A 13934-nucleotide genomic window follows, 5' to 3' on the forward strand; every position below is an offset into this window, starting at 1 on the left:
TTCAAATAACGTCTGCACACCGGCTTTCAGCAATACACCGGCTCTCTGGAGAACAGCTCACTATTTTACTCTTTCTCGTCTTCAGATTTGTATACTTTATTAAAAGTTATTTTATGCCATTAGGCAATTAATTGTCAACTAATTCAAAATATATTTTTATTTATATCCTTTTTATCTATTTCTATACAATTACTTTTCAAATTCTCGTAATCCCGCTAAATCTTCATCTTCCTCTGCAAGTTCAGCAAAGAATCCCGTCTCATCTTCACGAAGCACAATTTCAAGTTCTTCTTTCGCCTCTTCATTTCTGTTTAATAATGCTAAGTAGCAAGCATGATCGTATCTTGCTAACAAGTGTGTAGCATCAATTTCTAATATATCACTTGTTATTTTTTCTGCTTTGGCAGTTCGCCCAGTTCTATGATACGAAGATGCTAAAGCAATAAGAATTGCCGTTTCATTTGGATGATGTACAGAAGCATCTTCTAATAAATGAATTGCATCCTCAAACCTCTCTTGACTTTGGTATATTTCTGCTAAAGTAAGGAACCCTCTACTTACAAACGATGTTTTCTCCGTTAATTGTAAACATATTTTTTCTGCTTTTCTTTCTTCCCCAGCTTTCAAGAATACTTGCGCTTGTAAAAGAAGCGTATCATAATCATCCGGTAGCTCTCGAACCATTTGTTTCGTTAATTCCAACGCATCTCGTAACATGCCTTCTTCTTCACACTCAATGAAAAGATTTACAAGTTGCTTCGCTACATCATAATCCCATTTATTTTCTAGCGACGTTTGCAATACTTCTATTGCTTCTTTATTCATTGCCGCATTCTCGTAAAATAGTGCAAATCGCTGCGCTGCCATACTATTTTTCGGATTTAATTTTAACGAGATTTCATATAAATCAATGATTGTAGTAATCATTGAAATTTCTTTCGCGCGATTTTTCATACGATAAAAAGCTCTCGTAAATATAGATTTTTTCGGCTGTTCATTTTGTTGACGTTCAATCCATCTTTCTGTAACCGCAGCTGCTGCATACATGAATGCCATACTTCTATCCGATTTTTTCACCTTTAATGTATGAAGAGAATCTCTTATGTGAGACAATTTTTTATGTTGTTCTACTGCTTTTATATATACATCAAATATACGTTCACTATCCATATTCTTTTGGATTACTTTCAGTGCAACCTCGATTGCTTTTGCATCTCTTTTTTTCACTAATACTTTTGCATAATGATATAGAACTTCTGTATGTCCCTCATCTAATTGTAGTGCTTCTTCAATTCGTACCTTTTCTTTATCTATTTCATTCATCGCTCCATACACATATGCAATCGCATCTAAGCGCCATATTTCAGGTACTTCGTCCGCTAGCTGTTCTAATTCCTTTAGCAACTCTTCCTGAAGATTTATTTCTACTGAAAGCTGTGCCAAATATTCCATATTTATATGCAATGGCTCTTCTTTCATCGCCTGAACCATATGACTTTGTTCTTTTAAACGATTTTCTTCTTTTTCATATATTTCTGCTAGTTGCAAATGTACACCCGGGAAGTTTTCATCAAGCTCTAAACATGTTTCATACGCTTGCTTTGCTTCTGTCAATTGTCCTAATGCCATAAGTGTTTCGCCAATTCGGTAATATGGCAATGTCGTTTTCTTTTGTTCGAGTGCCTTGTTGTAGCTCTTCATTGCCTGATCATATTGTCCAATAGATTCATATAAAATACCAGCATAACAACCGTATTCAATTACTTCCGTTTTTTCTTTTTGTAACGTTCTTAAAAACGCTATGCCTCGTTGCACGAAAGCTGTTTCCTTTATTCTATTTACATACTCTTCTAATACGTTCTCTATATTACTGTATAACTTTCGTATACCGTCCTCTAATTTAGAAAGTGCTGTTTTCAACTCAGCTTCATTCCCGCCTAACGCAATTTCAGCATCCCACAGCACCATACCAGCATTCATAAGGAAATCTTGATTGTCCTCAAATTGCTTATTGATACTAACAATATAATTTTTTGCATCCTCATATTGTTCCTTTGCCATGTATACTTGAATTAAACCAAAATGAGAATATACATCTTCATTATTTTCTTCTAAAGAGCGCTTATATATAGTTTCTGCTTCTTCAAGTTCATCATTTTGAAAATAAAAATCTCCTAAACGAACGTATAAAGACGCCTGATCTTCACAATTTCGAATTCCTTGTAATAAAATTTCCTTCGTACTTTTCTCATCATCCAAATCTGATTCATAGATTTCCGAAAGCTTCGTATATAAATAAGCTGCTGTTTTATCTAACTGAATTGCTACTTTAAGTCCTTTTACCGCTAAATACACTTTTCCTAAATGTTGAGCACATCTTGCACGTTCATACCAAATGTGTGCTTCATACTTATATTCTTTTAATAAATCATTAAAGAATATATATGCTTCTTCATATCGTTCTAAATCTATTAAAATTAAACCGTGATTTACAAGTGTAAACCTTTCTGGGCTACGTTCTATAGCTGTTAGAGAATACTCTATCCCCTTTTCGGATTGATCCATATACATGTATGATAATGCTAAGAAACTCCACGCAACTGGTTGGTCTGCATCCAGTTGTAATGACGAACGAAAACTAGCAATCGCTTCTGCATAATTATCTTGCTCAAAAGAATACCGCCCATTTATAAAATGATACAACGCTTGATTGCTTTTCTTCTCCACATTTTGAAGCATATGTCCTGCTTTTTCCATATCTTGCAGACGAATAAAACACTGTGCACTATGCAATTTCACAAAGTCAGAGCTCGGAAACTTTTCCATTAATTTTTCTATACAAAACTGAATAAACTCTTTATCTACTTCCGCATCTAAATGTTTAATCGTATATAACCAAGTGTTTGGATTTTCACTTGTTTCTTTTAAAAATAATACTAACTTTTCAATTCCCTCTTTATCTTGCTCAGCTAAATGATCAGTTAGAGAAAAAATTGATTTATAATAATTATGTTCTTCCTCATCCAAAAATGAAAGTTGTTCCATTCTATCTTTTGGTGTAAACGTAATAGCTAAACAATCTGTATAACGATATTTTTCTTGCAACTTATCATATTCCACAAGAATCGGTTCTAAGAAATTCGGATCTTGAATATAAAAAGCTTGCAGCACGTCGTCATAACCAGAAAGTACTTGTACATGGGAAGCGTGCTCAATATCTATACTTAATAAAACAGGAATACCTTGATCAAGTAATCTCTTATATTTTTCCACATTCCCTTGAAAATAACGATATTCGTAACCTTGCTCCTCTATATATGTAACTGTATCTGAAAACTTAGAACCTGTTACATCAAAAATATGTTGTGCTATTTCATCTTGCGTACGTTTTTCTCCCCATATCCCTAACATCATTTCTAAACTTGTCGGAACACAATAGTTATCCTTTTGTACAACCGGAACTATTGGTAAACGAACCTTTTTTCCATCAGGATTTTTTTCTATATGATGATATAGAGAATTTTTCAAACTCTTTTCACTTTTCAATAGTGCTTGCAAATCATGCATATTATTTATTTTATAAAATGCTTCTGCACGTAAATGTATAAAATAAGTTGTATATGCATGATGCGGAAGCATGTGATTGATTTTATCTATTACCGCTAACATTTCTTTATAGCGCTCTAAATCTAATAAATATTTTACTTTTTCAAAATAGAAATATGGTACTTGAGGGAACTTTGCAATCGCATCATTTATAAGTTGTAATGCTCGCTGCTGTTCACCTTTATATGCATATAATTGCGCCAATAAGTACGTAGCTAGCTCTTCACAATCTTTATGCTGCTGACCGGCTAAAAGTTGTTCCTCTGCCTTCTCCCACTCACCAGTCTGTATATATAAGTAACCCCATTTATCAAAAACTGCACGTGTACTATACTTTTCCGCCTTATGCATATAGGCATAGGCCTCTTCATTTCGCTTCATATCTAACAAACATCTAACTAACGTAAAATATGCTTTCGTTAAAACGTCCGCATCAGTTTCCTCTTCATTTACCTCTTCCAAAGAATCTTTTAATAATTGTTCCGCATCAAGGATTTTACGCTCATCAATTAACTCATCACAATATAAAGAGAGCGTTCTCATATTTGGGAATTTTTTATAAGTATAACGAATTAAAAAGGAGCTATATTGATGCATCAAACCTTCATCAGCAAGGCGAATTAATGTATCGAACTCTGTAAATGATGAAACGTTAGAAAGCCAGGTCTTCACGTATGATAACTTATTCGTTTCTTTTATATGTGCAATTTCATTATTTATCTCATGTAATCCATCTACAAATCTCTTTTCTTTCAAACAAACTTCTAATTGTTTAAAATCTAGCATGTATTCACCTCAAATAATTATTTATACTGCCATTTGCAAGCAGTATTCTAACCTACTTGCTTAGATTTTACACATCATATAGTATGCATTCAACTAAAACCTCATATAATGAACGATATTATTTAATATTATTCAAGTTTTTAACTAAATATCTTAAAAACGATACTTTTTCTCGTTATTTTGTTTAATTTGATGAAATAATGTATAATCTTTTTCTGGTAAATGAAATTATACAGACGATAATTGATATATATATCAATCGAATCTTTTATTATATCGGCGATTCTTAAAATATATCAGCGATTCAACAAGGTATATCGATTCACTCATCAAACTTTAAATCTACAAAAACACCGTAATGATCACTTGGAAATACGTGTGATGAAGTTAATGCTGAATCTCCAAATACAGCTACATTTTCTATATTTAGAGATTCAAACGAATCATTTTCTTGTATCAATATCCAATCATATCGTTCTTCTTTCTTTACATCCCCTATTAAATTTGTATTCTTTCCATAATCTAAAGTTGGCTGAGCCAAGGTGCAATCATGTTCTTCTTTAAACTGAGCTACATCTATCCATTGGTTATCTACTAAGTATTGATGAACACTCGAATCAGGATTGGCATTAAAATCACCACAAAGTACTTCATATGTACTAGTTTTACTTTTACTCTTAATCCAATTATGTACTGTGCTAATTTGTTCTTGCCTTATCAAAATTGACTTCCAATTCAAATGAACATTTGTTATTCCGAGTTTGTAATCTCGATATTTAAATATAATTCTAATTGCACAATAATTAGCTTCCTTTGCATCAGTTTCCCAAATAGCCTCTTCCATTAATATAGGAACCTTACTTAAAAAAGCTAATCCTTCATCTGGAGAATCTGGATATTCTTTAAATATACAAAATGGATAATTTACTTGCTCCGCAATATATTGTGCAACATTTGTCTTCTTTCCTTTATTATTAATACAACTCCGAACTTCTTGAATTGCTAATATATGAGGAGCAATATTTTGGACTTCTTCACAAATAGCCTCTAACCTTTCAGACCACAATGTTTCATGATTCCAAATATTAAAAGTAGCAATTTTCATTATATCGCTACTTTTTAACATTGTATTTCACCAAATGTAATTTTCATATTCGGAGCATATACTAAAGATGAATGCATATGAAATGCTTTAAAAAACCGTAGTTCCGCTTCATATTGAGCTAACGCTTCATCATATGTTAATCCTCTTACCATTAAACGTTCTATAAATTGCTGTTTATCACCTGGATTGCCCGCAATTCCCTCTTCTTTTAATGAATGATACAAACTATGTTTATCATTATGATGCATATTAGAATCTAAAAAGTTCACTTTATCACTTACTCTACACTCGATATTTTTCACACCTAATTCACTTAAATACATCGGTATTTTCATACCGATATTGCCATCGTTACCGTTTCTCTGTGTGTCCCTTTCAAATAACTTCTGCAAAACACCTAGCTGAATAATTTCCGATTGATTCTCTCCATCTAATACGTAAGAAGACATATTTGACATCCAATGTGGTTCAAAACAGATTATTTTACCACCTTCCTTAATTGAATGTATCATTTTCTCTAGCATCGTTTTTTGGGAACTCATATGTAATAAGAAAGCATGACAGACCGCAATATCGTTTTTATTTTTCAATTCAATTTCTGTAGCATTTCCTTCAATAAATTCTGATTCATATGGTAGTGTACGAAACAACTCTCTCGCTTCAGCTATTAATGCTTCCCCGCTATCAATGCCTGTATACTTTGATCCATTTGGAAGCAACGGCAACAAAACTAATCCTAAATAACCATATCCACAACCATAATCAACAATATGTACCGGCTCAGTAATCTTCCAAACTGTATTTACTAAAAAACTTAAATAATCGTCATTGTAATATAAATCTCTCGTATTTTTTAAATATGTTAGTTTACTGTTCCAATCATACTCTTCCAAAACCCACGCCTCCTTTTATATATAAAACTATAGTTCTCTATTTAATAAATGTATTCCTATGTGTCTAAAAATTTTAGAGATGTTTAATTTTAATTGAAACGTTAAATTGTACATGTTCTTTACTCTCCACCTATTTGACAAACTAATTTTGAAAAAATAAATAGGATTACATACCTGAAACGATATATAATCCTTTTCATAATAATATTGAAATAAACAGAAGTTTAGTTAGTACAATCACAATCTGAGCAATCGGTACAATCTATTACGTCACAATCTAAATTTCTCTTTTTTTTGCTTCTTTTTAAATAACAATATAGTAGCACCATAAATAATACGCAAATAACAAAAGCTATTGTGGCTTCTACATATTTTTCATGAATGATAAAACCAATTCCACTTCCACCTGATATAAAAATTAGAATTATGTAAATCCAGAACATGTAAGTAGCTACCTCCGTTGATATGTGGTTTAAGATGTAATCCATATAATACTAGATGCAATAAATAGTCCCATACCATTACCGCTTAATAAGCCGGTAGTTACTCTTAGCAAATTTGTGCTGCTTCTCCATTTCCACTTTTGGGTGAATCCATCAATTATTAATGGAATTTGGGCAAAAAAGGATAGCATTAATGAGAGACTAAACGAAGGTGTTATTAAAAAGTAAATTGGAAACATACAGAAACCAATTAACATACCCGTGCATCGCGCACATAAAGGCATGTATTTTTGTAATTTAAGAAAACTCCTTTCCGGTAGTCTATGACAAGGAATATGTAAAATGAAACCTCGAATCAATACGGACCATCCTCTCTACAAATATTTTAATTGATTTCGCAACAAAATTATAGAGTTCTTACACTTCACAGCGTATAACTCTATATAGATAAGAGTTTATTTAAGAAAATACAAAAAGACAAAACAGGATAATAATCGTCTGATTTGTCTTTTTGTTACTCTATATTACGCTTTAATTTGATCTGCAGTTTATTAGTAAAGTGATGTGAATATTTCTCTCTGCGCATAAGCACAAAATTATTATTTACATCTCCTCAGGTGCCTCCACCCCAAGTAAACGTAATCCTTCTTTTAATACAACCGTCACAGCGTAAGCTAATGCGAGTCTACTCTCTTTTTCTTCGTTCTCTTCTAAAATACGAACATTTCCATAATATTTATTGAACGCTTGTGCTACATCTAATACGTATTTTGAAATAATAGATGGCTCATTTTTGTTGAAGGCCGCTTCAATTACTTGCGGGAATTTGTTGAATAATTTTACTACACTCCAGCTATAATCATCTTTTAATTCAAAAGTACACGTTTCAAATTCTACACTTTCTTTTCTTAAAATAGAACAAGCACGCGCGTGTGTGTATTGTACATACGGTCCCGTTTCCCCTTCAAATTTCAACATATTTGCTAATGAGAATTCAATATTATGCATACGCTCATTTTTTAAATCGTGGAAGATAACTGCCCCAACACCTACTTGCTTTGCCACTTCTTCCTTTTGTTTTAAATTCGGATTTTTCTCTTCAATATTTTGTTCCGCAAGTGCAACAGCTTCTTCTAGTACTTCTTCTAATAAAATAATTCTGCCCTTACGTGTCGACATTTTCTTGCCATCTTTTAATATAAACCCGAACGGTACATGTTCCATTCCATCAACCCAAGTATAGCCTAGCTTTTTTAATACAGTGAAAAATTGATTAAAATGTAAACTTTGTTCTGGTCCAACTACATAAAGTGCTTTATCAAATCCATATGTGTTTTGACGATATAAAGCCGCCGTTAAATCACGTGTTGCATAAATAGTCGCACCATCTGATTTTCTAATTAAGCATGGCGGCATTCCTTCCTCTTCTAAATTAACGACTAATGCGCCTTCTGATTCTTCAAGCAAATCATGTTCTTCTAAAATTCCAATAAAATCTTCCATTAAATTATTATAGAAAGCTTCTCCTTGAAAATTTGTAAATTCCACACCGAGAAGTTCATAAATACGTGAAAATTCTTTTAAAGATTCGTGACGGAACCAGTTCCAAAGCACGACTGCTTCTTCATCACCTTCTTCTAATTTTTTAAACCAAGCGCGTCCCTCTTCTTCTAGTTCTTCGTCTTCTTTTACTTCTTCATGGAATTGAACATATAACTTAAATAACTCACGTATCGGATCCTCTTTAACTACCTCTTCATTTCCCCATTTTTTATACGCGGTAATTAACTTCCCAAACTGCGTGCCCCAATCGCCAATATAATTGATTCCGACAACTTCATACCCACATTTTTCGGCGATATGTTTCAGCGAATTACCAATCATTGTAGAACGTAAATGCCCCATTGAAAAAGGTTTCGCGATATTCGGAGAGGAATAATCGATAACTACCGTTTTTTCACATCCAAAGTGATTTTGACCGTACTCTTCTTTCTTAGCTAAAATCGTTTTTAATACTGCATCACTTACAGTTTCACGATTGAAAAATACATTTACATAAGGACCAACGGCCTCTATTTTCGTAAAGAACGGATCATTTAATTTCTCCGCAACTTCCTTTGCGATAATAGCTGGTGATTTTTTATATTGCTTCGCTAGTGAAAAGCATGGGAATGCTGCATCTCCGAATTCATCTTGTTTTGGTGCTTCAATTAAATCTAAAATTTGATTTTGCGTTAATTCATTCGTAAAAATATTCGATAAGCTTTTTGCAAACTGCGTTTTATAATCCATAATACAACCTCCTTATTTTTTGAATACAAAAAACTCGTCTCTAAAAAAGAGACGAGTTTTAACCCGTGGTACCACCCTTGTTGTTCATTCCGAACCACTTTCCCGTTTATAACGAGGACAGGGGGCCTCGGCTTACTCTACTATTCGTTCAAGAAGCGTCTCCGAAGTGCGCTTCATCTTTTTCTTCTGCACTAGGCTCACACCATCCCTAGCTCGCTTTCCTTCTGAAAAAGACTACTCTCTTCATCACAGACAGTATATTTAATTAATTATTGCTTATTATACATCTTTTCAAACAATTAGCAAGGGTCAATTACACCAAAGTGAAACTTAGCACTTTTTCTTTTGTATACATGAAAATTATGTTTTTCAAATCTAGAACTACGAAAATGATCTTTCAGAACGACACGCTTTCTCGCCACACGCTTCGCTTCCGCAATTGTTTCGTCAGTAATATCATGATACAAAGCGAAGTGTTTTAATCCTTTTATTCCATCTGATTCTATGACAGTTTCTTCAAACATCGGATCAAGGTAAACAACATCGTAACTATTGTCTTCACATTGCGTTAAAAATGCGAAATGCTCTGTTTGCTTTACATGAATTCTTTGCATTGCCTCATCAATTTCTGCAACGGACGAAGACCAGGTTTGCAAGCCTTTTTCCATGAAATAAGCCATATATTCATTTCCTTCAAGTCCTGTTACTTTTCCGCTTTCACCAACAATATAACTAGCTACAATACTATCTGATGCCATACCGAGCGTACAATCTAACACTGTCATTCCGCTCTCTAATTTAGCAGCTTGTACGAACGGATCATGTTCTCCGCGCATTAATCTTTTCACACGAAACATCGCTGAATTCGGATGAAAGAAAAACGATTCTTCCGTTCCTTTTGGATAAATGGCTAATCGATTTTTCCCTACAACAAGCACATCTTGTTCATGCTGTTCATGCAATTTATGTACAGGTATATCATTACGTATAACGAAAGAACTATTTAATTCTGCTGCTACCTTATTTGCATAAGCTGTCATTTCTTTATTTGTTCTTCCTGCTGTTGTTACTATCATTATTTCACCTCTATATAAAGAAAAGAGGGAGATTTACTCTCCCCCTTCTTTAGCAATTCTTTTCGAAAGCTTGTTCTAAGTTCGTAATAATTTCGTCCATAGTTGCACCTTCAATTTCATGACGGTGAATGAAGTGAACAACTTCTTTTCCTTTTAGTAATGCCATAGATGGTGAAGATGGAGGAATTTCTCCGAAGTATTCACGCATTTTTGCAGTAGCATCTTTATCTTGACCTGCAAATACAGTTACAAGATGATCAGGTTGTTTTTCAGCACGAACAACCGCTTGACCTGCTGATGGACGTGCTAAACCAGCTGCACAACCACAAACTGAGTTTACAACTACTAAAGTTGTACCTGATGCATTCTCCATAAATTCTGTAACAGCTTCTTCTGTAGTTAATTCTTCAAATCCAGAGCGCACTAATTCTTGGCGCATTGGAATTACCATTTGACGCATGTATTCTTCATAAGCATTTGACATCTTGTAATCTCTCCTTCAACTTTCATTCCAAATTCATCATATCACGCTCTATTAATAGGTGCAAAAGAAAGATAACGATGATTTCATTTTTTTGTAGGGATTTCACAAACCCCTTCACGGCAATGTCCAACTGGGACAAGTTTTCTATTGTTAGCGATATAATCGTATACTTTACTTCCAAATCCTAGTACGATAGATAGCTTTATAAAAGGCACTGCAAACCAATAAGATGGAACGGCTTTTGCTAATACGTTGATGCTATGAATTCCGTCATACCACTTATTATTTTTTAAAATATACAATCTTTGTTCCATCTTACTTTGTAATTCTTGAGAAAGTTCATACTTCTCAACTACATCTTCATCTCGAAATGAAACAAATTTCATCTTACCCTTTTTATCTAATCTTCTCGTACGCTCTGCAACTGCTGTACACATCGGACACCAACTATCATAGAAAACAATCATAAACTATTCCCCTTTACGAGACTCCGTCATTTGCTTCCATACTGATCCTTTTGCTTCTTCGCCGCCTTCAATACGTTCTAAAGCTAAACGCGCTTGCATCGCCACTTCAAACTCCGGATCATCTTCTGCTGCTTTTAGTGCCGGAATTGCACTTTCATCACCAAGTTCAAATAAGAACATTGCTGCACGCCAGCGTACTAATTTACTTGAATCTTTCAGAGATTTAATCATAACGAACATCGCTGCTGGATCACCTACGTCTGATAAGCAATCTCCTGCTGTACGACGAACACTTACAGAACGATCTAATAACGCTTTATATAATAACGGCAATACTCCATCACCTTTTACCATACCTAAATACGCTGTTGCTAAACGGCGGATAGATACTTTCTCATCATCTAATGCCATTTTCAACACTGGAATATCTTCTTCAGTAGGATCCATTTGTTCTAATGCTGCAAAACGGTTTTTCCAGTCAGAATCTTTCATCATCTCTTCTGTTACTTTATATGGCTCGCGCTTTTGAATCGTTACTTCAACAGCACCTGCCTGATTTAATAATTCTTTAACCGTTTCATTTACACGTTCTTCTGAATAAGCAGCAACAATTTCTTCTACTACTTCTTTCCCGATTTCTTCAAAATTACCGTAACGTGTACTTTGCTCTACCCATTTGCGCTCTTTCACAACGTTAGGTGCAGACATTTGCACTTTCATAATAGATTCTTTAAAACGATCAGGTAAGCCTACACGCTCTTCCGATGTTCCATCTGTTAACTTCACTTGCATTGGAATTGTAAAGAACATTTGAACAAACACTTTCACTTCCCCAAAATGAGCAAGTTGTTGTTCTTCGCTCTCTTCCACTACTTCTTCGCCGAAAACAGCACGAACTTGTTGTAATAAAACTTTCCAGTCATACTTTGCATTTCGCTCCACTGCTAAAAAGTCGGCTACATGATATACACCTTTAATGCCTTCAATTTTCAAAATTTCTTGCACTTGCATCGGTGCTTGTTCTTTATTTTCATTTGTATAATTATTACGCGCTCCTGATGGTAATACTTCATTCAAAATAACTTTCATTGTATTTGGACTTGGCGTCGGTTCAATTGCTTTAATCTTCACGTAAAAAACTCTCCTTTATTGCATGTTCTTAGCTGTATTGTAACATGTTACCCCTTTATACTCCTACTCGGATGCTTAATTTTGCTGATTTCTTCCCGCTACCATACTATTTCATTCTTTTTTTACATTTCAAATTAGGAATGAGATTTTAAAACCGTTCGTTTCCGATAAGTTTTGTTTTAAGGAGGGAATTTATGTTCTTTTCCCTACATAAAAAGAGGTATCTGTATCATAATTAGATCATTCATTTTAAAGTGAAGTTAATAAATAAATCCCTGGAGGATATTACTAAAAAAAAGAAGAACGATTAAAAACTATAAAAGCGTTGATACGAATGCGCTCTGAGGGACTTATTGATGGAGAATTGATTTCTGAAGACATTTTGATTGTGGATGTTCCGGAAGATGAATTAATGGAATTGCTACAGGCCGACAAACTGTAACTAAAACATGGAGAGTTTATTGACTGATAGTGACCTCCCTCCTATTGATGTCCATACTCCATTATGGTTGTGAAGTCGTGCAGGCCTCTCGCAACTTTCAAGTTTAGAAACATTAGGAGGCAACACTTTATAGAAATGGATAAAAAAATATAGATATATTTATTTTTTATCCATTTCTTGAGGTACCGCCAGCATTTATGAAGAACAACACGCTAAGCAAAAACATACAATAAGCTGTCCATATGGACAACTTATTTACATAATTTTCAATATTTTCGATATAGGAAGTAACCATTCTATCCTTTTAACTGTTGTTAACAGTACAAATTAATTTTTCTAATACTTGAGCTACACCATCTTTATCATTGGTATCGGTAATAAAATATGCAGCATCCTTCAATTTAGGTATTGCATTTCCCATAGCAATTGGAAAACCACACGTATAGAATAGCTCTAAATCATTCCAATCGTCTCCAAAGACCATTATGTTACCCATAGAGATATTATTTTTGGCGCAGATTTCCCTTACAGCTCGTTCTTTAGAAACACCTTTTGCCATGATTTGAGTTAAAGTTCCTGCATCGGTACATATAGTACTTACTTTATGTGCAAACTGTTTTTGTAGTTTTTCATAATAAGTATATTGTGAGATTAATAATTTTGATGCACTAACTTTTTTTAATTCATTTAATGGAACTACAATTGGATTTACAACTGCATTCATGGTTTTGTTGTAATCCAATGTTTTATTACTGTACCATGTATCTTCCGATTCAACTGAGAGGCATGCATCAGCCTGGTGAGTAATAACAAATTCTATAATTTCATTTGTGATTGCTGATTCAATCGGGTAATGTTGTCTGTAACCTAATGCGTTATCTACTACCAAAGCTCCATTGTAGTAAATCATAGTTGCAATGTCTTGAAGTTCGTGAGGAAGAAAAACTTTAACTGATCGTGGCGCCCTTGCCGTAGCAAAAATAATTTTTATTCCTTTCTTCAGACACTCCAGTATAGCCTTTCTATTTCTTTCTGACACTTTCTTTTGTGAATCTAATAAAGTACCATCTAAATCTAAAACGATTGCTTTAATCTCGGATTCTAGTTCCATATGTATGTCCCCTTATTTACAGTATAAACTCTTCCTTTTATGTTCTATATCAAATTATAAATCCCTGTATATTCTATACATGATCGGTTAACATAACG

Annotated in this window: 11 protein-coding genes and 2 other annotated features (1 of these 13 only partly in view); all 11 genes read right to left on the reverse strand. The window is 33.8% G+C overall.

The genetic code is table 11. The annotated features are described in order from the left end of the window. Positions 1 to 91, reverse strand: a binding site (T-box leader) (it extends 148 nt beyond the left edge of the window). 98 nt (positions 92 to 189) lie between these two features. Beyond that, positions 190 to 4392: a tetratricopeptide repeat protein gene (locus tag ACP6L7_RS01410; protein WP_430528874.1), complete on the reverse strand. Its 4203-nt coding sequence runs from the start codon at positions 4390 to 4392 to the stop codon at positions 190 to 192. A 322-nt stretch (positions 4393 to 4714) separates the two neighbouring features. Further along, the gene (locus ACP6L7_RS01415) at positions 4715 to 5518 is read right to left on the reverse strand and encodes an endonuclease/exonuclease/phosphatase family protein (RefSeq protein WP_170961044.1); all 804 of its coding nucleotides are present in this window, start codon (positions 5516 to 5518) and stop codon (positions 4715 to 4717) included. After that, complete coding sequence (locus ACP6L7_RS01420) at positions 5512 to 6390, reverse strand: methyltransferase domain-containing protein (RefSeq protein WP_097831912.1); 879 nt, start codon at positions 6388 to 6390, stop codon at positions 5512 to 5514. The genes ACP6L7_RS01415 and ACP6L7_RS01420 overlap by 7 nt, the downstream gene beginning before the upstream one ends. Positions 6391 to 6614: 224 nt before the next feature. Beyond that, positions 6615 to 6833: a hypothetical protein gene (locus tag ACP6L7_RS01425; RefSeq protein WP_097831911.1), complete on the reverse strand. Its 219-nt coding sequence runs from the start codon at positions 6831 to 6833 to the stop codon at positions 6615 to 6617. 29 nt (positions 6834 to 6862) lie between these two features. After that, positions 6863 to 7192, reverse strand: coding sequence for a DUF2085 domain-containing protein (locus ACP6L7_RS01430; RefSeq protein ID WP_097831910.1), 330 nt, complete (start codon positions 7190 to 7192; stop codon positions 6863 to 6865). Positions 7193 to 7436: 244 nt separating this feature from the next. Further along, positions 7437 to 9125 (reverse strand): arginine--tRNA ligase, encoded by a 1689-nt coding sequence (argS, locus tag ACP6L7_RS01435; protein WP_097831909.1) that lies wholly within the window; start codon positions 9123 to 9125, stop codon positions 7437 to 7439. 44 nt (positions 9126 to 9169) lie between these two features. Next, positions 9170 to 9384 (reverse strand) — a binding site (T-box leader). A 40-nt stretch (positions 9385 to 9424) separates the two neighbouring features. Then, complete coding sequence (locus ACP6L7_RS01440) at positions 9425 to 10201, reverse strand: class I SAM-dependent methyltransferase (protein ID WP_430528875.1); 777 nt, start codon at positions 10199 to 10201, stop codon at positions 9425 to 9427. Between the two features lie 49 nt (positions 10202 to 10250). After that, complete coding sequence (locus ACP6L7_RS01445) at positions 10251 to 10685, reverse strand: BrxA/BrxB family bacilliredoxin (protein WP_000063703.1); 435 nt, start codon at positions 10683 to 10685, stop codon at positions 10251 to 10253. 83 nt (positions 10686 to 10768) lie between these two features. Continuing rightward, entirely contained in the window at positions 10769 to 11152 is a 384-nt protein-coding gene (locus ACP6L7_RS01450) for a thiol-disulfide oxidoreductase DCC family protein (RefSeq protein WP_097831907.1), read from the reverse strand. 3 nt (positions 11153 to 11155) lie between these two features. After that, positions 11156 to 12283, reverse strand: a complete 1128-nt coding sequence (locus ACP6L7_RS01455) for a conserved virulence factor C family protein (RefSeq protein WP_097831906.1) — start codon at positions 12281 to 12283, stop codon at positions 11156 to 11158. A 746-nt stretch (positions 12284 to 13029) separates the two neighbouring features. Continuing rightward, a complete protein-coding gene (locus ACP6L7_RS01460) occupies positions 13030 to 13836 on the reverse strand; it encodes an HAD family hydrolase (protein ID WP_097831904.1) in 807 nt (268 codons plus the stop codon). Positions 13837 to 13934: the final 98 nt, after the last annotated feature.

The sequence above is a fragment of the Bacillus silvicola genome, assembly GCF_050524305.1.
Taxonomy (GTDB): Bacteria; Bacillota; Bacilli; order Bacillales; family Bacillaceae_G; genus Bacillus_A; species Bacillus_A cereus_AT.

Excerpts from the sequence above, each read along its gene's own strand:
- ACP6L7_RS01450 (WP_097831907.1), bottom strand. The coding sequence starts at position 11,152 with ATGATTGTTTTCTATGATAGTTGGTGTCCGATGTGTACAGCAGTTGCA.
- ACP6L7_RS01415 (WP_170961044.1), bottom strand. The coding sequence starts at position 5,518 with ATGTTAAAAAGTAGCGATATAATGAAAATTGCTACTTTTAATATTTGG.
- ACP6L7_RS01445 (WP_000063703.1), bottom strand. The coding sequence starts at position 10,685 with ATGTCAAATGCTTATGAAGAATACATGCGTCAAATGGTAATTCCAATG.
- ACP6L7_RS01440 (WP_430528875.1), bottom strand. The coding sequence starts at position 10,201 with ATGATAGTAACAACAGCAGGAAGAACAAATAAAGAAATGACAGCTTAT.
- ACP6L7_RS01410 (WP_430528874.1), bottom strand. The coding sequence starts at position 4,392 with ATGCTAGATTTTAAACAATTAGAAGTTTGTTTGAAAGAAAAGAGATTT.
- ACP6L7_RS01460 (WP_097831904.1), bottom strand. The coding sequence starts at position 13,836 with ATGGAACTAGAATCCGAGATTAAAGCAATCGTTTTAGATTTAGATGGT.
- ACP6L7_RS01425 (WP_097831911.1), bottom strand. The coding sequence starts at position 6,833 with ATGTTCTGGATTTACATAATTCTAATTTTTATATCAGGTGGAAGTGGA.
- argS (WP_097831909.1), bottom strand. The coding sequence starts at position 9,125 with ATGGATTATAAAACGCAGTTTGCAAAAAGCTTATCGAATATTTTTACG.